At 42.3% G+C, this 19003-nt stretch carries 17 protein-coding genes; 2 read left to right on the top strand and 15 right to left on the bottom strand.

From position 1 onward, the window contains the following. Positions 1-21: 21 nt before the first annotated feature. The 9 genes from der to ndk form a co-directional block, all read right to left on the bottom strand. Complete coding sequence (gene der, locus PULV_RS06515; RefSeq protein WP_086744586.1) at positions 22-1491, bottom strand: ribosome biogenesis GTPase Der; 1470 nt, start codon at positions 1489-1491, stop codon at positions 22-24. 132 nt (positions 1492-1623) lie between these two features. Further along, positions 1624-2799 carry an outer membrane protein assembly factor BamB gene (gene bamB / locus PULV_RS06520; RefSeq protein WP_086744587.1) on the bottom strand — a complete coding sequence of 392 codons (1176 nt, stop codon included), beginning with the start codon at positions 2797-2799 and terminating at the stop codon, positions 1624-1626. A 10-nt stretch (positions 2800-2809) separates the two neighbouring features. Continuing rightward, positions 2810-3442, bottom strand: coding sequence for a YfgM family protein (locus PULV_RS06525; protein ID WP_086744588.1), 633 nt, complete (start codon positions 3440-3442; stop codon positions 2810-2812). 10 nt (positions 3443-3452) lie between these two features. After that, the gene (gene hisS, locus PULV_RS06530; RefSeq protein WP_086744589.1) at positions 3453-4727 is read right to left on the bottom strand and encodes a histidine--tRNA ligase; all 1275 of its coding nucleotides are present in this window, start codon (positions 4725-4727) and stop codon (positions 3453-3455) included. A gap of 158 nt (positions 4728-4885) precedes the next feature. Continuing rightward, positions 4886-6004 (bottom strand): flavodoxin-dependent (E)-4-hydroxy-3-methylbut-2-enyl-diphosphate synthase, encoded by a 1119-nt coding sequence (ispG, locus tag PULV_RS06535; protein ID WP_086744590.1) that lies wholly within the window; start codon positions 6002-6004, stop codon positions 4886-4888. 5 nt (positions 6005-6009) lie between these two features. After that, positions 6010-6972 carry a RodZ domain-containing protein gene (locus tag PULV_RS06540; protein WP_193331208.1) on the bottom strand — a complete coding sequence of 321 codons (963 nt, stop codon included), beginning with the start codon at positions 6970-6972 and terminating at the stop codon, positions 6010-6012. Next, entirely contained in the window at positions 6969-8423 is a 1455-nt protein-coding gene (pilW, locus tag PULV_RS06545; RefSeq protein ID WP_193331209.1) for a type IV pilus biogenesis/stability protein PilW, read from the bottom strand. The genes PULV_RS06540 and pilW overlap by 4 nt, the downstream gene beginning before the upstream one ends. Positions 8424-8531: 108 nt before the next feature. Beyond that, complete coding sequence (locus tag PULV_RS06550; protein WP_086744593.1) at positions 8532-9710, bottom strand: bifunctional tRNA (adenosine(37)-C2)-methyltransferase TrmG/ribosomal RNA large subunit methyltransferase RlmN; 1179 nt, start codon at positions 9708-9710, stop codon at positions 8532-8534. A 197-nt stretch (positions 9711-9907) separates the two neighbouring features. Next, a complete protein-coding gene (gene ndk, locus PULV_RS06555) occupies positions 9908-10339 on the bottom strand; it encodes a nucleoside-diphosphate kinase (protein WP_086744594.1) in 432 nt (143 codons plus the stop codon). A 300-nt stretch (positions 10340-10639) separates the two neighbouring features. On the opposite strand from ndk, the gene trhP reads away from it, so the two are divergent. After that, positions 10640-12031, top strand: a complete 1392-nt coding sequence (trhP, locus tag PULV_RS06560; RefSeq protein WP_193331210.1) for a prephenate-dependent tRNA uridine(34) hydroxylase TrhP — start codon at positions 10640-10642, stop codon at positions 12029-12031. A 2-nt stretch (positions 12032-12033) separates the two neighbouring features. Further along, positions 12034-12282, top strand: a complete 249-nt coding sequence (locus tag PULV_RS06565; RefSeq protein ID WP_193331211.1) for a YfhL family 4Fe-4S dicluster ferredoxin — start codon at positions 12034-12036, stop codon at positions 12280-12282. A gap of 181 nt (positions 12283-12463) precedes the next feature. Here PULV_RS06565 and PULV_RS06570 read toward each other — a convergent pair whose 3' ends face one another. The 6 genes from PULV_RS06570 to hscB form a co-directional block, all read right to left on the bottom strand. Then, a complete protein-coding gene (locus PULV_RS06570) occupies positions 12464-13531 on the bottom strand; it encodes a phosphotransferase enzyme family protein (RefSeq protein ID WP_193331212.1) in 1068 nt (355 codons plus the stop codon). Positions 13532-13549: 18 nt separating this feature from the next. Then, positions 13550-14443: an NTP transferase domain-containing protein gene (locus tag PULV_RS06575; protein ID WP_193331213.1), complete on the bottom strand. Its 894-nt coding sequence runs from the start codon at positions 14441-14443 to the stop codon at positions 13550-13552. Positions 14444-14565: 122 nt separating this feature from the next. Next, the gene (locus PULV_RS06580) at positions 14566-16029 is read right to left on the bottom strand and encodes an NAD-dependent succinate-semialdehyde dehydrogenase (protein ID WP_193331214.1); all 1464 of its coding nucleotides are present in this window, start codon (positions 16027-16029) and stop codon (positions 14566-14568) included. 156 nt (positions 16030-16185) lie between these two features. Continuing rightward, a complete protein-coding gene (gene fdx, locus PULV_RS06585; RefSeq protein WP_086744600.1) occupies positions 16186-16524 on the bottom strand; it encodes an ISC system 2Fe-2S type ferredoxin in 339 nt (112 codons plus the stop codon). A gap of 1 nt (position 16525) precedes the next feature. After that, complete coding sequence (gene hscA, locus PULV_RS06590; protein WP_193331215.1) at positions 16526-18388, bottom strand: Fe-S protein assembly chaperone HscA; 1863 nt, start codon at positions 18386-18388, stop codon at positions 16526-16528. A gap of 17 nt (positions 18389-18405) precedes the next feature. Next, positions 18406-18933 (bottom strand): co-chaperone HscB, encoded by a 528-nt coding sequence (gene hscB, locus PULV_RS06595; protein WP_193331216.1) that lies wholly within the window; start codon positions 18931-18933, stop codon positions 18406-18408. Between the last annotated feature and the right edge of the window lie 70 nt (positions 18934-19003).

Genomic DNA, 19003 nt, shown 5'->3' on the forward strand with positions numbered 1-19003 from the left:
TGGCTTTTTACTTAATAGAGCTTATTTTTTGCTGTGCATTTTCGAAATGCGTTTTCTTTGCCTTTGCTGCGAAAGCGTCATTTTATTAATACGTCCAGCAAAAGGGTTATCCCCTTCTCTGAACTCAATCTTAATTGGCGTGCCCATAATTTTTAATGCTTTACGATAGTAATTCATTAAATAACGTTTATAAGAATCAGGTAAATCATGAACCTGATTACCATGAATAACGATAATAGGTGGATTATACCCGCCAGCATGGGCGTATTTCAGTTTAACGCGGCGACCCCTTACTAACGGCGGCTGATGATCGGCTTGCGCCATATCCATAATACGTCGCAACATCGCTGTAGATATACGCTTAGTGGCCGATTCATAAGCTTCATTAACTGAATCGAATAAATGACCAACACCTGTGCCATGCAGAGCTGAAATAAAGTGGATACGAGCAAAGTCAATAAATCCTAAGCGACGATCGAGCTCTGTTTTAATCCGTGTTTTAACATACTCATCCAATCCATCCCACTTATTGACTGCTAAGACAATAGAGCGGCCTGCATTTAACGCAAAACCAAGTAAACTCAAGTCTTGATCACTGATCCCGTCACGTGCATCAACAACGATTAAAACAACATTCGCATCTTCGATGGCTTTTAACGTTTTAATGACTGAAAACTTCTCAACCACATCACTGACCTTTTTGCGTTTACGCACACCGGCAGTGTCAATTAAGACATATTCTCTTTCATTGCGAGTCATCGGAATGTAAATCGAGTCCCGAGTAGTCCCAGGCATATCGTACACAATCACACGTTCTTCACCCAAAATACGGTTAGTTAACGTTGACTTACCCACATTCGGGCGACCAATAATTGCGAGCTTTATCGGTTTATCAGCAAACTCATGATGAATATCAGGCTCTTGCCCTTCTTCATAAAACTCATCAAAGTGCTCAAGTTCTGGGTCTTCTTCTTCAACGCCATGAATGCGAACAAACTCTTCAATAACAGGTTGTAATGCTGTTTCAAGTAATTGAGTGACTCCTCGGCCATGAGAAGCAGCAATTTGATGCACTTCGCCGAGGGCTAATTGATAAAACTCAGCACAGCTAGAGTCAGCATCTAAGCCATCTATTTTATTGGCGACAAGAAAGATGCTCTTTTCTTGTTTACGAAGATGGTTAGCGATTGCTTGATCTGCAACAGTCATCCCAGCACGGGCATCAACAAGAAACAAAACAACGTCAGCCTCTTCAATCGCAAGTAACGATTGATCAGCCATTTCTGTTTCAATTCCTTCTTCAGAACCGTCAATTCCGCCAGTATCCACGACGATAAACTCATACTCATCATACTTTGCTTGGCCATATTTACGGTCACGTGTTAGGCCTGGAAAATCCGCGACAAGTGCGTCACGGGTACGAGTTAAACGATTAAATAATGTGGATTTACCAACATTTGGTCGCCCCACTAGAGCGATCACCGGAAGCATAAACAACCCCTTATAAAAACAACAAAAGGCTTCGCGACGCGAAGCCTAACATACCAATCACTTTAAATAAGTCAGCAAGATCTGCTATTTGCTATTAAATGCGATTGGTATCAACATAATAACAACTTAATTTTATGGTGCTGAAATAGCGCTCACTTCACCGTCACGGGTATAGATAATGAGTTTATCTTGCGCAACAATCGGCTCAATGAAAAAGCCTGAGCTATCAAATTCAGCACGAGACACCAATTCGCCAGATTGCTTATCTAGCCAATGGAGATTGCCTTCTTGGTCACCCAATACCAGATAATTTCCAAATACAGCAGGACCAGTTAAGTACCAACCATTGAGTGCAGGTTGACTCCAGCGCTCGATGCCTGATGATTTATCAAGGGCATACACTGAGCCATTGCTATCAACTAAATAAATATTTTGCAAATCAACTGCGAGCTCTCTGTAACCGCTATATTCTCGTTTCCAAATGACATTACCCGAACGAATATCGATTGCAGCTAAATTACCATTATAGGCTAGCGAGAAAACTTGGCTGCCAATAACAACAGGCTGTGTATCAACATCAACTAAGCGCTCGAACTCAGATGCACCTTTCGCTATCGCCACATCCGCTTTCCAAGCAGCAAAGCCACTTTCAGAAATCAATACTGATAACTTTCCGCTTTCTTCGCCAACTAACACACCGCCATTTGCAGCAACCGGTGAACTCATACCACGTAGGGTTAAAGCTGGCACCTCTTGCTCATAACTCCAGCGTAATTCACCTGTATCAGGGTGAAGTGCTACTAACTTACCAGAGCCCAAATTAACAAAGATTAAGCCATCGCCAGCAGCCGGTCGTGATAATGCTTCGCCTGGTACTTTGACACGCCAAGCGATGTCACCAGTCTCGCGATCTAACGCAATAACTTCACCATGCTCAGAACCAATGAACACCTTACCGTACGCCTGTAAAATTCCGCCTGATAACTTCGCACTGTCATCATCTTCCCATGGCCAAAATGCAATATTTTTACGAGCATCTTGTTGCCATTTTACTTGACCGTCACTGAGCGATAGCGCACGGATTTGGCCATAACGCGCAGCAACATAAACAGTATCTTGGTAACTCGCTGGCGATAAACGAGAGAAATAATGCTCAACACCATCACCGACGGTCGTTTGCCATGCAATGTTGGTTTCAAATTGGTTGACTATTTCAGGTAAAACCAACTCTTCTTCATCATCACTCGATGAACAACCCATTAATGACGCCATGCATAATGCAAGAGTCGCCATGGTTATCTTTTTCATGGCCTATACCTTATGCTGCTGGTGCAGCGGCTAAATCATCAAGTTTCATTTGCAATGTGGCATTGTTAGTCAATCCACCCGCATCAGCAGCACTTTGATACGCTACACGTGCTTGCTCTTTATCACCTTGCGCTAAATAAACATCACCTTTTAATTCTGCAACTGCAGCATTAAACGCTTCAGGCATGGCTGTTGCTAATGTTTTTAGCGCTGTATCATACTCTTTTAATTCAAGCTCAATTCGGGCAATACGCGTGGTCGCAATCGCAGTTAGCTCAGCATTCTTACTATTGGTTGTGATCCACGATAGTTGGCTTTTAGCTGTAGCGAAATCTGATTTTTCAACTGCTTCTTTAGCTGCAACAAACGCTGCTAATACCGCATAGCTTGAGTCTTGATGGTTCTTAATAAACTCATCCGCACCAGCTAACACATTTGTATTTTGTTCTGCGTCCGCTTGTACTAATTGAGTATATGCATCAGAGGCAGCTTCCGCTGTTGTGACTTGATTTTGGTTGTACGCTTTCCAGCCATAAAGGCCACCAAGACCTAACACGACGCCTAAAACTAACGCGGTTCCGTTATCACGAAAAAAACTCTTTATCGCTTCTGCTTGTTGTTCTTCTGTTGAATAAATTTCCATTTTTAACCTCTTATATCAGGTCGGCTAATAAAGTAACGGCTTGGCTTAACTCAAGAGTTTGCTGGTCTTTGTGTTCTCGTAAATATTTGACCGTTACAACACCTTGCGTTAACTCGTCATCACCTAAAATTAAGGCAACAACCGCATCACTTTTATCAGCGCGTTTTAATTGTTTTTTGAAATTACCACCACCTGCATGCACCATAATGCGAATGCCAGGGATTTGTTCTCTTAATTGCTCAGCAATGACAGGCGCTTGAATACTTGCTTTATCGCCCATTGCAGCTAAATACACATCTGCATTACGACGCACTTCACCAACACAATTTAGCTCTTGAAGTAGTAAAACTAAGCGCTCCATCCCCATTGCAAAACCAACAGCAGGAGTTGCTTTACCGCCTAACTGCTCTACTAATCCATCATAACGACCACCGGCACACACTGTACCTTGCGCCCCTAAGCTATCCGTCACCCATTCAAAAACAGTACGGTTATAATAATCTAAACCACGCACTAGCTTTTCATTAACTTGGTATTCGACGCCAGCCGCATCTAAACGTTCACATAAATTTGCAAAGTGTTCTGCAGATTCAGCATCTAAGTTTTCAGACAACTTAGGCGCATCGACCAAAATAGCTTGAACTTGAGGGTTTTTACTATCCAGTACACGCAGTGGATTTGAATACATTCGACGTTTAGAGTCTTCATCTAGATGCTCTTGATGCGCTTCTAAATAAGCAATTAACGTTTGACGGTATTGCTCACGCGCTTCATTTGAACCTAACGAATTGAGCTCTAAACGCACATAATCAGAAATACCAAATGCTTTCCATAAACGAGCGGTGAGTAGAATAACTTCCGCATCGATGTCGGCACTTGCAATTCCAAAGGCTTCTAAACCAAACTGATGAAATTGGCGATAACGACCTTTTTGTGGGCGCTCATGACGAAACATCGGCCCCATATACCAAAGACGTTGTTCTTGGTTATACAACAAACCATTTTCATTGCCTGCGCGAACACATACAGCTGTCCCTTCTGGGCGCAATGTTAAGCTGTCACCGTTTCTATCTTCGAAGGTGTACATCTCTTTTTCAACGATATCGGTTACTTCACCGATCGAACGTTTAAATAAATCTGTTGATTCAACAATCGGAAAGCGGATCTCTTGATAACCAAAAGAGGCGACTGTTTCACGTAACGTTGCTTCTACCTTCTGCCATACTTGGGTATCACCTGGCAGGCAGTCGTTCATTCCACGGATTGCTTGAATTTGTTTGGCCACAGATAGTCCTATGAATTACTAGTTAACTCGATTACATGCAAAGACAAGATTAATATTTGCGCTTATGCGACAGCTTGTTTTCGCTCAAAGTAGAGAATTATAACGATCTAGACTAAAACGTAAACGACAAAGGGCGCCTTTGTCGTTTTATTTGTGTTTTACTCGACAATTTTGATATCAATTGGGCTTTGCTGCTCTTTTTTAGCTAAATACTCTCGTACTTTTTGCTCAAGCTGCTCAGCGGCATTGTTATTATCAATTCGCTCTTTTTGACGTTCACCATTAATATACAGGCCTGAACGACGATTCGCTCCTGCAAGCCCAACATCGCTGATTAGCGCCTCACCCGGACCATTCACTACACAACCAATCACAGACACTGTGATTGGAGTAATAACATCCTCTAAGCGCTCCTCTAACTTATTCATAGTAGCGACCACATCAAACTCTTGACGTGAACAACTTGGACAAGCAATAAAGTTGATGCCACGAGAACGAATACGCAGTGACTTTAAAATATCAAAGCCAACTTTAATTTCTTGAACTGGATCTGCCGCCAAAGAAACTCTTAACGTATCACCAATACCTTCAGCTAACAGCATGCCTAGCCCTACTGCAGATTTAACTGAACCAGAACGGAAACCGCCCGCTTCGGTAATCCCTAGATGCAAAGGTTGTTCAATTTCTTTGGCAAGTAAACGGTAAGCCCCCACAGCTAAAAACACATCCGATGCTTTCACTGATACTTTAAAATTATCAAACTTTAAACGTTGCAGTATGTTTACATGGCGCATCGCTGATTCCAGCAGTGCTTCAGGTGTAGGTTCGCCATATTTTTCTTGTAAATCACGCTCTAGAGAACCGCCATTCACACCAATTCTGATAGGAATATTGCGCTCACCCGCGGCATCCACCACCGCTTTTATGCGATCTTCACTTCCAATGTTACCAGGATTAATTCGTAAGCAATCAACGCCATACTCCGCCACTTTTAACGCAATACGGTAATCAAAATGAATATCTGCCACTAATGGAATATCAACTTGCTGCCTAATTTTACGAAACGCTTCTGCAGCATCCATGGTTGGAACCGACACACGAACAATATCAGCTCCAGCTCCCTGAATGGCTTGAATTTGTTTAACTGTGGCATCCACATTCAACGTATCAGTATTGGTCATCGATTGCACCGCTATCGGTGCACCATCACCAATTGGCACATTCCCGACATAAATGCGGCGCGATTTTCGTCTGATTATTGGAGACTCTGAAAACATAGCAACTACTCGGTTAAAGGGAGGTTAAACTTTGCCAAGCGATTAGTTGGAAAATCTGAAATATCAACCGCTTGACCATCTAATTGAATATCAACAAGGTGATGTTTTCCAAGCACGACAGAAAAAGGAGCTTCACCAGTCACTGTCATAGTGTAACCCGCTTTTTTAACGCCAAAAGCCACTCTTGCTGCTGAAGCATCGAAAATCTCAACCCAACTATCGCCACGAAAATGCATCACGACTTGATTTTGATCGCCTTCTTGTTCCGTAAGAGCCGCTGACTGAGATGACTCAAGCACTGGTTGCTCAGCAACAACTTCAGCCGGGTTTATTTCTAATGTTACCGGCTGCGAAGCACTAAAAGCTTCATCACGGGCATGGATAATTTCATCAGGTACTTTTGCTGATGGATCGACAATCTGCTTGTTTTCGACAGTCTCTGGTTTTGCATCAACAAAGAGTTCATCTGGCATTGCATCATCTTTGCTTTGCATATCGGTCGCTGTTTCTGATTGTTCAACTGTGGCTGGTAATTCCACAGACTGAGCAGGTTCTTTATTTTGCCACCACCACAAAACAGTTAAACCAATCACCAGCACTAACACTGCATAGCTGACAAACATCAAGCGGTTATCATGAGCTTCTTTTTCTGTACGACGCGAAAAGCTCTGCATTTTTGTCGCAGCAGGCGCTCCAATTTGCGCCTCATAAAGGCCCAAAAGATAGCTTTCTTCTAAATTCAGGAACTTACAATAAGATTTAATATACCCTTTGATAAATATCGCAGGGCCTAAACCTTGCAGTTGATTGTTTTCAAGTGCAATTAGCTGAGCTGACGTTAAATTTAAACGTTTAGCAAACTCATCTACCGAGATACCAGCCGCTTCTCGTCCTTCAGTTAAAAAATGTCCAACCAATGGTAAGCTGGGTTCAATATGTGTTTGCTCAGTTACTTCTTTTTCTTTCATAATGAGTAAGTTTTAGGATCCACTAATAAAATTTTTCGACCTGGAGTAAGGTGCTCTTCAAAGCTTAATTCATTCCACTCCAGTAGTTTTTTCATCAAAATATTATACTTTACTGAAATACCAAATAAGGTATCTCCCTCGACAACCCGGTGATATACATTCGGATCATTAAGATACACTTTAGTGCCCGCATTGACTTGGTCACCATGAGCCAGACCATTCCATTCAAGTAATTTTTGCAACTTAACATTATATCGTACTGAAATGCTAAATAACGTCTCACCTTTTTTAACTTCATGGAACGGCAGTTCAATTAAACCAAGCGCTTGCCTATCTGCAATTGTTTGTTCGATATCTGAATTACTTTTTAGCGGTGGTAGTGTCGAGATTGACTCAGCACTGTCCATTTCACTTTCAGAAGTTTGGACTGGCGCAGTTGGTTGTAATGACGTTTCAATAAATGGCTGGGCAGGTTCACTTGCTATCGCATCCACTTTTATCAATGGCGCATTAACAATCTGTGCTTGCTTGCTTGATTCTGTTAATCCCTCTTCTTGAGCTGGAGATTTACGTTTAATTATCTTAATTTTTGGTTGCTCAACTTCGCGTACAACCGTTTTTTGAATTTTGCGTAACTCACTTTTGCGGTATTGCTGACGCAATTGCTCAAATTCACTGTCTTCGACTTTATTTTCACGCACAACTAAGGCTTCACGTGACGAAAAATAAGTCTGTTGCAGCATTTTTCCGGTCGATTCTGCTTTTTGAATATGCCCCATTTTATTATCAATCAAATAAGACAATAACAAAGAGCGCGAAGACACTCGGCCAGCATCCTCATATCGCGCCAATAAATCTTGCGCCTTAATTAAGTCACTTTTGGCATAATAAAGCGCAGATAAATTAATTAAAGATGAGCTGCGCAGGGGGCTGTGCTTAACTGAAGACTCGAGGTATTCTTGTGCATCGCCAAATTCATCATTTTCGATGGCACACAAAGCTAAGTTTTCATAGCTTTCAGCTACACGGATATAACTCGGAATTGCGATAGCAGCCAATAAATACTCTTGCGCTTCATCGTATTGGCCATTTCCACACAAAAAGACCCCGTAATTGTTCAATGTATTGGGATCATCCGGTGCCAACTCGATGGCACGCAAATAACTTTTTTTCGCTAATTCAACTTCACCAACAGCCGAGTAATAATAAGCAGTGGAGTAATGAACCTCTGGTAATTTTGGCGCAAAAACAGCAGCTCGTTCAAGATTATACTTAGCTTGCGAGCTATCACCTGTTGATAAATATTTCAAAGCTAAAGAGATCCGCGTTCTAGCCGCATCTTCATTATTAATCCGCTTTTCCACAACGGGTTTATCACTGCCTAAGTAAACACTTTCAGTTACACATCCTGTCATTGCCAGCGCGCCAGCAACTATTAATAAATGTCGCATTAATTATCTCTTTTGTTTAGCCGAAGTATGAGTTTAACCCAATCACGTCTTCATTCATCTATTTATTTGCGAATAGCTTGGAGTATCATCAGCTTAAAAAGTTCGATTTTAGTTTTTTGAATCAGAAACTAAGTTCACCGAGATGGCATTATCTTGCTGCATTTTACGTTTAGCTAAACGCTTAGTTCTATCGACAACATCACCGACTAATTGACCACAAGCGGCATCGATATCATCGCCTCGTGTTCTTCGAACAATACAGGTAATGCCAGCAGCCTGAAGAATTTTCGAGAAACGATCAATTCGGCTATTGCTAGAACGACCGTATTCATTACCAGGGAAAGGGTTAAATGGGATCAAATTGACTTTTGAAGGCGTCCCTTTAAGGGTTTCGACTAGCTGATGCGCTTGATCCATACTGTCATTAATCCCATCAAGCATCACATACTCAATGGTGACATCTTTATTTGCTTTAGAACCATCAATATAACGACGACACGCCGCTAAAAACTCTTCAATCGGGTATTTTTTATTAATCGGCACGAGCACATCACGCAGTGCGTTATCTGGAGCGTGCAATGAAATCGCAAGCGCTACATCGATTTTCTCTTTTAAAATATCAAGAGCAGGTACTACACCCGATGTACTTAACGTTACACGACGTTTTGATAGGCCAAACGCCCAATCGTCCATCATTAATTCCATCGCAGGCACTACGTTATTAATATTCAGCAAAGGTTCGCCCATGCCCATCATCACAACATTCGTTACTGGCCGACGCGTGCTATCACCATATAAGCCGATGTCTTTGGCGACACGCCAAACTTGGCCAATGATTTCAGAAACTTTGAGATTACGATTAAAACCCTGTTGCGCGGTTGAACAAAACGTACACTCAAGTGCACAGCCGACTTGTGATGACACACATAAAGTCGCGCGCTCTTTTTCTGGGATCCAAACAGTTTCAACCTCTTGACCACCATCAAGGATCAAGGCGTATTTGATTGTGCCATCGGAAGCCACTTGTTTGGCTGATATTTCTGGCGCTCGGATTTCACATTCGCGCTGCAAACGTGCTTTGAGCTTTTTATTGATATTGCTCATATCATCAAAGTTATCAACGCCAAAATGGTAAATCCATTTCATCACTTGATCACCACGGAATGGTTTTTCACCAAACGAGACAAATAACTCGCGGATCCCCTCGCGATTTAAATCAAGTAAATTAATTTTTTTAGTCGTTGCAGCTTGCGTTGCAACAGGAACCACTTTTTCAGCTTCGCTCATTTAAGAGACCTCGACCACTTTGATAATACGTAATGCTAGCTCACACAAGCATCTTGAGAACACTGCAATGTGCTTAACTAAGTGTACGGTATAAATACAATTACTTAAGCATACTGACAAGAAAAGGGCGCGAGGCCCTTTTCATACTACTTTATATCGCAACAATTTGATTAAATGGAATAAATTCCAATCAAATATTAACGAGTACGTGGGCAGATTTCTTCGTCAGAGAAGAAGTATGCGATTTCACGTGCCGCAGACTCAACAGCGTCAGAACCGTGAACAGCATTTTCATCGATGCTATCAGCGTAATCTGCACGTAAAGTACCTGCTAACGCTTCAGCTGGGTTAGTTGCACCCATGATTTCACGGTTTTTAAGAACAGCGTTTTCGCCTTCTAAAACTTGAACCATTACTGGACCAGAAGTCATGAAAGAAACTAAAGCACCAAAGAAAGGACGCTCGCTGTGCTCTGCATAGAAACCTTCAGCTTTCTCTTGAGAAAGGTGAACCATTTTAGATGCAACGATTTTAAGGCCAGCAGATTCAAAACGGTTATAGATTGCACCGATGTGGTTTTTAGCAACTGCGTCAGGTTTGATGATTGAGAAAGTACGCTCTAAAGCCATCTTTATGCTCCAAATTAATTGTGTTAATAGTTTAAATTCAACGGCGGCGGATTATACGCTTTTTCTTTACAAAAGCCTATTAAAATCGCGCAATAAAGATCCAAGTGATCTGCCGCAACAGTCTAAACACCGCCAATGACATTTTTGTGGATCCGGCAAAAGGCTCCAAAGATTGATCTTAATCAACAACGTCCACCCCTTGTTTTGCTACATTCGCTCCCTTTTTCGCCACCCTTGCCGTGTGGCGTGCTTTTAATCATGCAACTGACCAAGACTCAGTTCGATGTATGAGGAATGATAATGTCATCAATCTTAGCGTCTGGGTTTACCCCAGAATTACTCTCCCCTGCCGGAAGCTTAAAAAACATGCGATATGCTTTTGCGTATGGCTCAGATGCAGTATATGCCGGACAGCCCCGCTATAGCTTGCGAGTGCGCAATAATGAGTTTGATTTAGACAATCTGGCACTGGGCATAAAAGAAGCTCACCAACAAAACAAAAAGCTCTATGTGGTATCGAACATTGCTCCCCATAACGCCAAAGTAAATACGTATTTACGAGATATAGAGCCCGTTATAGCGATGAAACCGGACGCGTTGATCATGTCTGATCCCGGATTAATAATGCTTGTTCGTGAAAAATGGCCTGAAATGCCGATCCATTTATCTGTGCAAGCCAATGCGGTTAATTTTGCCACTGTTAAATTTTGGGCCAAACAAGGGATTGAGCGCGTTATTCTCTCACGTGAGCTGTCTTTGGAAGAAATTGGCGAGATCCGCACTCTTTGCCCTGAGACTGAACTTGAGGTATTTGTGCATGGTGCATTGTGCATGGCGTACTCTGGGCGTTGTTTGCTCTCTGGCTACATTAATAAACGCGATCCGAACCAAGGCACGTGTACCAATGCCTGCCGGTGGGAATACGATGTAAAGCCAGGCAAAGAAACCGAAACTGGCGAAATGGTTCATCAGTTTGATCCCAAACAAGTCATTCCAACCCTTGGCGCAGGCGAACCCACAAAAGAAGTCTTTATGTTGGAAGAACAAGGTCGCCCCGGTGAGTACATGCCTGCGTTTGAAGATGAACACGGCACCTACATCATGAACTCCAAAGATCTCCGTGCCGTGCAATATGTTGAGCAACTCACCAAAATGGGTGTGCATAGCTTAAAAATAGAAGGACGAACCAAGTCATTTTATTACGTAGCCCGCACAGCGCAGGTCTATCGAAAAGCGATTGATGATGCGGTTGCTGGCCGCCCATTTGATATGAGCTTATTACATAGCTTAGAAAATTTAGCCCACCGCGGTTACACTGAAGGCTTCTTAAAGCGCCATAATCACCAAGCCTATCAAAATTATGACTATGGTCATTCGGTATCCGATCAGCAGCAATTTGTCGGAGAAATTTTAGGGCGAAATCAAAATGGTTTAGTTGATATTGATGTTAAAAATAAATTCTGCACTGGTCACTCACTTGAGTTGATGACGCCACAGGGCAATATCAATTTCAGGTTAGATCATATGGAAAACAAAAAAGGTGAACGCATTAATGACGCCAAAGGTTCGGGCCACATTGTGCAGATCCCCATTCCTGAAGATATCGATTTAAGTCATGCGTTATTGATGCGTAATCTTGATGAGAATCAAGACACCCGCAACCCATTTAGTACCCAAACTGCCAGCGTGTAACAATGGCTTTATTGATCAACGCTAAATGCATCAATTGTGATATGTGCGTGCCCGAATGTCCCAACGAGGCCATTTATATGGGCAAGAAAATATATCAAATTGATCCAGCAAAATGCACGGAATGTGTCGGCCATTACGATACACCGACATGTGTTAGTGTCTGTCCGATTGATTGCATCAAACCCGATCCAACTCATAAAGAATCTCTTGATGAGCTGGCGCAAAAGTATGTTGCTTTAACAACAGACTGAACACTCTTCGAAGAAAAGACCGCTCATGCTCGCCCCACCATATAGTGGAGCGAGCAATCAAAATTAAGCAAAAAAATCAAAGCAAACCGACACAGCCGCTTTTTAGTAACACTAAAAACAAAAAAGTTAGCCCGAATAAACAAAGCTAACTTTATAAAAGTACGAGAACCTGATGAAGCCGTTATTTAAATAAAATAGCCTGTAAAGTCTCTGTTTTTTCAACTAAATCACGATATAACGCAAATTGGTTACGGGCACGATCTAGGTTATGTCCATCATATTTAATGCTGAAGTAATTATCACCATCGATATAATCCGTTAAAAAGCGCACCCCAATCATAAATGTCATCACTTTAGCGCCCAACCAAAAGCTTTGTTTCTCTTGCTCAGTAATAATCCCATCAAGTGGTGCGACATACCCATCGACTATCGCTTGGAAAATATCTTCGCGCACTTTAACACGCTCTAGATTGGTTGAATCTTCAGCCTCTGGCGAGCAAAAGGTTCGTACCATATCACCAAAGTCAAACATCCAGTAACCAGGCATACACGTATCTAAGTCAATGACGGCTTTTGCTTGTTGTGTTTGATTACAAAACAACATGTTGTTTATTTTTGTATCGTTATGACAGGCTCGAACAGGCAAAATATCCACTAACTCTGCAAGCTCACTTAACAATTGTGATTGTGCTAAACAAAAATCAACTTCTTGCTGGCAAGCTTCCAAGCGGCCAACCGGATCAGCCTTAACTACACGTTTAAGCGCATCTAAACGCATCGTTAGGTTATGAAAGTCAGGGATAACTGAATGCAAATTACTGGCATCAAAGTCTTCAAGTGCCGCGGCAAATTGGCCAAAGGCGTTGGCTGCAATTTCTGCTTGCTCTTGATTTGCCACCACATCTTCAGAATAACTACGACCAATAAATTCCAGAGCACGCCAGCTTTCGCCTTCAATCTCTACCACGTAGTTTTCTTCAGTTGTTGGGATATGCTTAATGATTTCTAACTGATAAGCATGCTGGCCTTTTTTATCGCTCAAATGAATTTCAATTTGGCGGGCATTATTGACGAGTGCTATCGGATCTGGAAAAACATGCGTATTGAGTTTTTGTACCACGATATTTTTTTCAGGGCTTTTTAGTAACAATGTCGTGTTTATGTGGCCATTGCCAATTGGTTTAATACTGACATCATCTTGGCTAAGGCCAAAATGTTTTGAAAGGATTGTTGCTTGTTTTTGATACATCTTGTTATTCTCTTTTTTTCAGTTGTTAACAACTGAATCCCTGAATAGATTCTCTAGCTGAGCACTCACAGCTGCTAATTCATCCCGATAAGTCACACCGAGCCACTTATCGTGCGCAGTCAGTACATTTACCTTTTTAAGGCGACAAGAAAGCGCATATTGAATTTGATCAGGCAGATAATACTCGTTTTTGACAGCGTTGTCAGCACATAGTAAGAAGGTATTAAAATTCTCATCTAATACCTCAAATATATCATCATTTAGCACCCAGCAAGTCATTGATACTAGTGCCGAAGCATCAAGTCTTGTCCGTACGCCTTGCGGGTTAATCCCGCTTAACGTTTTATCTTGCAGGGTAATCTCGAGATACTCATCAACTTGACTCAAATCCCCTTCGGTATCGAGTTGACAAACCCCTCGATTGACGCCGCCTTGATTTGATAACGTATGAGTAATCGGATACGCCAACATTGCCCAATCTTGCGAACGTTGAATATGCTGCGCGAGCTGTTTAAATGCGTTTGCACCGTAATAATCATCAGCTGTAATAACGACCATTTTTCCAGTTACAAAGGGACGGGCCGCAAGTAACGCATGCCCCGTTCCCCAAGGTTTCTGACGCACTAAACTCAACTCAGTAAAGCGCTCGGGCACATCAGTAATCGCTTGAATGGCTAATTCGACCTGTAAATGTCCAGGTAATCGCGGCACAATTTGCTGCTCGATTAATGGTTTGATTTGCGGGTTAATCACCAACACCACTTTATGAATATACGGCGCGGCATCAGCGATACTTAGCTCCATAATAGTGCGGTTTAACCCTTCAATCTCGGCGAGCTGTTTAGCCCCACCAAAACGCGTTCCTAAACCAGCCGCGAGTATCACTAAGGTAAGTTCTGAGTGTTGTTGCATGATGACCTTTGACGACCCACACGTCTAACCTGAGGAAATAAGGGCAATTATTGTACGCATCTTTACAACAATATACTATTTTTAGTTACACCAAAAACACAACGTTATGATTTAAAATAAATTTAAGTTATATTTAAACACAGATACTTTACTTGTAAGTATTCGTCCAAACCTATTTGGCCACCTTCACGGCCAATTCCTGATTGTTTCACACCACCAAACGGCGCAATTGGATTTGAGATCAACCCTTCGTTGATACCGACCATGCCAAAATCAAGCCTTTCAGAAACACGCTGGATTTGATTGATATTTTCACTATAAAAATAAGCAGCTAAGCCATAGTCGGTTTCATTGGCCATAGTGAGCGCTTGTCGCTCATCTTCAAAAGTACTCAAAAGCACCACAGGCCCAAATAATTCCTGATGATAAATTGCCATCTGTGGAGTGATCCCACCGAGCACCACAACCGGAAAAAAGTTATCGGCTTGCTCTTTTGCTCGCTCAAACTCTGCTTGCCCCGATAAAAAGGTCCCACCTTGTATGATGGCTTGCTCTACTGATTCGATGAGGCGTTGCTTCGCTGATGCTGTTATCAGCGGCCCCACTTGATGCATAGGATCAAATCCCGATCCTACCTTCAACTTAGCGACTTCAGGTAATAACTGAGCAATAAACGTTGAGTAAATTGATTCTGCAACCAATACTCGGTTTGTTGCCACACAGGTTTGCCCTGCATTTCTAAATTTACTCGCAACGAGCCCGGTTATGGCTTTGGATAACATTGCACTTTCAAACACAATGAAGGGAGCATTCCCGCCTAATTCCATTGATGTTCGCTTTACTGAGGCCGCAGCTTGCGCTAATAATATCTTGCCTATTTGAGTCGAACCGGTAAAAGTGACCTTCTTCACACGTTCATCACTGAGTAATTGTTCAACTACAGATGGCGCATCTTGAGTAAGCACAACATTAAATGCACCGCTAGGAAACCCCGCTTCAATCGCAAGGTGTGCTAACGCAAGGGCTGATAACGGCGTCAGCTCAGACGGCTTCAAAATAAAACTACATCCAGCGGCAATTGCAGGAGCAACCTTTCGTGTCACCATCGCAATCGGGAAATTCCAAGGAGTAATGCCAAGCACCACTCCAATTGGCTGTTTAGTCGTGCTCAAACGTTGATGGTGGTTATTGCTCGGGATCACTTGACCATAACTACGCTTTGCTTCTTCGGCAAACCAACGAATAAACTCAGCCCCGTAGGCCACTTCGCCTTTCGCCTCAGCCAAAGGCTTTCCTTGTTCGAGCGTCATTAGCTCAGCCAGTGCCTCGCTATTTGCTATCACTAATTGATACCAGCGCATTAATAAATCACTGCGTGCTTGGCTATTCATTGCTTTTAACTGCTCAAAAGCCGATTGCGCAGACTCAAGAGCAAGCTCAATTCCTTGCGTGTCCACACTACAGACATTGGCCACCCACTTATCAGTCGCAGGATCCATCACTGCAAACGTTTTATCACTTGTATATGCTTGATTGGCAATAATCGAATCGGTCTGAATTAAACGCTGACTGACGGTAACTGACATAACACTATCCTACAATAAAAGGCCGCTGATACAATTTGATTATCAAGGGATGACTACTTTGTTGCAAGTCCGAAAAACAGACTATCGCCAGACATAAAAAAAACCGCCTTTCGGCGGTTTTATATGAACATTGATCAATCACTATTTAGTGAAAGATTAATGTTCTTCATTAACAATATTTAAATTGTATTTAGGTATTTCAACCACTAAATCTTCGTCGGCAATAATAGCTTGGCACCCTAAGCGTGACTCAGGCTCTAAGCCCCAAGCCTTATCAAGCATATCGTCTTCAAGCTCATCACTTTCGTCCAATGAGTCAAAGCCTTCACGGACAATGATGTGACAAGTCGTACACGCGCATGATTTTTCACAAGCGTGAGGAATCGAAATTTTATTTTTAAGTGCCACATCGAGCACTGTTTGTCCACTCTCAGCTTGTATTACTGCACCATCTGGGCATAACTCACCATGAGGAAGGAAAATAATTTGTGGCATATTAAACCTCGTCTACCGACTGCCCTTGCAGTGCTTTTTTAATGGATGCATCCATACGTAAGGACGCAAAATCTGAACTTGCTTTATCTACTTTTTCTATAGCGTTTTTAAGCTGATCAGGTGTCGTGGCTGTTTCATAGCAGGTTACAAGCTCAGCTATTTCACCACGAAGTACTGCTAAATCAGCTGCGTTAAGTAATCCACTATCCTCCTCAAGAGAGGCATTGAGCGATTCAATCACCCGAAGCGCCTCGACCTGCTGCTCTTTTAGCATTCGAGCTTGCATGTCTTCTTTGGCAAAGCTCATAGAGTCTTTGAGCATTTGGGTGACTTGATCATCCGATAAACCAAACGATGGTTTCACTTGGATATCCGCTTGCACGCCCGAGGATTTTTCCATGGCTGAGACACTTAAAATACCATCAGCATCCACCTTAAACGTCACGCGAATATGCGCGGCCCCCGCGGTCATGGGCGGTATGCCCTTCAAGCTAAATTTAGCTAATGAGCGACAATCAGTGACTAGCTCACGTTCGCCTTGCAGAACATGCAAAGACATAGCTGTTTGGCCATCTTTAAATGTTGTAAATTCTTGTGCTCGAGCGACAGGAATGGTGGTATTGCGAGGAATAATTTTTTCAACTAACCCCCCCATGGTTTCAAGCCCTAACGACAAAGGTAACACATCAAGCAATAACATGTCCGAATCAGGTTTGTTGCCAACTAGTACATCCGCTTGGATTGCAGCACCAATGGCCACAACACGATCGGGATCGATTGATGTCAGGGGTTCTTTATCAAAAAACTCACCGATTTGTTCACGAACAATCGGCATGCGAGTGGAGCCACCAACCATCACAACCTGAAGAATATCTTCTTTTTCAATCTCAGCATCTTTTAATGCTCGGCGACAGGCTCGTAAAGTTTGTTTCACTAATGGCATCGCCAATTCATTAAACAAAGGCTTATCAACAACCACAACATGGGATTGGCCATTAAATTCAAGTCCAACATTGATTGAGTTGTAATTAGTCAGTGCTTCTTTACAGGCACGTGCTTTATTGCTAAATAAACGCGATGTTTTTGCATCAAGCTCTGTTACACCGGTTTGTTGCTTAAAATGCTCAACGAGCAAGGCATCAAAATCATCACCACCTAAGCTGGAATCTCCGCCTGTGGCTAACACTTCAAAAATGCCTTGGTGTAAACGTAAAATAGAAATATCAAACGTACCACCACCTAAATCATAGACAGCAATCAGCCCTTCTTGACCTGAATCTAAACCATAAGCAACGGCAGCTGCGGTGGGCTCGTTTAAAAGGCGTAAAACATTCAAACCCGCTAATTCAGCTGCATCTTTTGTGCCTTGGCGCTGTGCATCATCAAAATAAGCTGGAACTGTGATTACGGCTCCTAAAATATCCTCACCAGCAAATGAATCTGTAGCGCGCTGTTTAAGCACTTTTAAGATTTCACTCGAAACTTGGATTGGATTGACATCCCCCTGACGGGTATGAATAGTCAAATTACCTTGATTTTCCGACAGTTGATACGGTAATTCAGGGTAGCGTGTTTTAATGTCAGTTAAAGATTTCCCCAAAAAACGCTTAATCGAAATCAGCGTATTTTCCGGGTCCATCGCTGAACGCTCTTGAGCATCGGAGCCTACTAAAATACCGTTTTGTTCATACGCAACAACCGAGGGCAACATACTTGAGCCACTCAGATCACTTAGTACTTTGGCTTGTCCACTTTGAACTGTTGCGACTAAAGAGTTGGTAGTGCCTAAATCAATTCCAATAGCTAATTTATGTTCGTGAGGTGCCGCGCTCTGCCCCGGCTCAGCGATTTGCAATAATGCCATAATATAATTCTTACTCTTTAGTCTTCAAATAATGAATCTTCAATGCGTGCCAGCTCATCTTTCAATTTATAAACAAATTTCAGTTTACGCACCACATCCGCTGCTTGCTCAAGCTCATTTATCTCTGTGCTGTTAATAAGTGCTAATAATTGCTGATTGAGTTCGACCATTAATATTTTAATATCATTCTCGAACTCAGTAATGGCGGCATCAGGATCCGTTGCGGTTGGCAAGTCTTCGAGCGCTTCGCGTAATTCCATTTGTTGCATTAAAAACAAAGGATCTTGCAGCGTTTGTTGCTCTGCACGAATATCAACACCGCGTTCAGCAAGCATGTACTCTGCACGTTTAAGAGGATGTTTTAAGGTTTGCAATGCATCATTAATTTCAGCCGCTTTTTGTACCGCCAAGCGCTGATCTTTTTCGCTATGGTTGGCGAATTTATCAGGATGGATGACCTTTTGAAGTTCGAGGTAATGAGCATTCAATACAGTTAAATCAACTTGGTAATTAACAGGCAATGAAAAGAGTTCAAAATAACGCATTAACTTTATTACTTCCTATTTCAAAAAGGACAAAGCCCTAACCTTAGGGTGAGGGCTTAATGACATTGGC

Origin of the sequence: Pseudoalteromonas ulvae UL12 (genome assembly GCF_014925405.1) — a bacterium.
In the GTDB taxonomy this organism is placed as follows: domain Bacteria; phylum Pseudomonadota; class Gammaproteobacteria; order Enterobacterales; family Alteromonadaceae; genus Pseudoalteromonas; species Pseudoalteromonas ulvae.

Coding starts and splice junctions, on each gene's coding strand:
- der (WP_086744586.1), bottom strand. CDS start 1,491: ATGCTTCCGGTGATCGCTCTAGTGGGGCGACCAAATGTTGGTAAATCC.
- bamB (WP_086744587.1), bottom strand. CDS start 2,799: ATGAAAAAGATAACCATGGCGACTCTTGCATTATGCATGGCGTCATTA.
- PULV_RS06525 (WP_086744588.1), bottom strand. CDS start 3,442: ATGGAAATTTATTCAACAGAAGAACAACAAGCAGAAGCGATAAAGAGT.
- ispG (WP_086744590.1), bottom strand. CDS start 6,004: ATGTTTTCAGAGTCTCCAATAATCAGACGAAAATCGCGCCGCATTTAT.
- PULV_RS06540 (WP_193331208.1), bottom strand. CDS start 6,972: ATGAAAGAAAAAGAAGTAACTGAGCAAACACATATTGAACCCAGCTTA.
- pilW (WP_193331209.1), bottom strand. CDS start 8,423: ATGCGACATTTATTAATAGTTGCTGGCGCGCTGGCAATGACAGGATGT.
- PULV_RS06550 (WP_086744593.1), bottom strand. CDS start 9,710: ATGAGCGAAGCTGAAAAAGTGGTTCCTGTTGCAACGCAAGCTGCAACG.
- ndk (WP_086744594.1), bottom strand. CDS start 10,339: ATGGCTTTAGAGCGTACTTTCTCAATCATCAAACCTGACGCAGTTGCT.
- trhP (WP_193331210.1), top strand. CDS start 10,640: ATGTCATCAATCTTAGCGTCTGGGTTTACCCCAGAATTACTCTCCCCT.
- PULV_RS06565 (WP_193331211.1), top strand. CDS start 12,034: ATGGCTTTATTGATCAACGCTAAATGCATCAATTGTGATATGTGCGTG.
- PULV_RS06570 (WP_193331212.1), bottom strand. CDS start 13,531: ATGTATCAAAAACAAGCAACAATCCTTTCAAAACATTTTGGCCTTAGC.
- PULV_RS06575 (WP_193331213.1), bottom strand. CDS start 14,443: ATGCAACAACACTCAGAACTTACCTTAGTGATACTCGCGGCTGGTTTA.
- PULV_RS06580 (WP_193331214.1), bottom strand. CDS start 16,029: ATGTCAGTTACCGTCAGTCAGCGTTTAATTCAGACCGATTCGATTATT.
- fdx (WP_086744600.1), bottom strand. CDS start 16,524: ATGCCACAAATTATTTTCCTTCCTCATGGTGAGTTATGCCCAGATGGT.
- hscA (WP_193331215.1), bottom strand. CDS start 18,388: ATGGCATTATTGCAAATCGCTGAGCCGGGGCAGAGCGCGGCACCTCAC.
- hscB (WP_193331216.1), bottom strand. CDS start 18,933: ATGCGTTATTTTGAACTCTTTTCATTGCCTGTTAATTACCAAGTTGAT.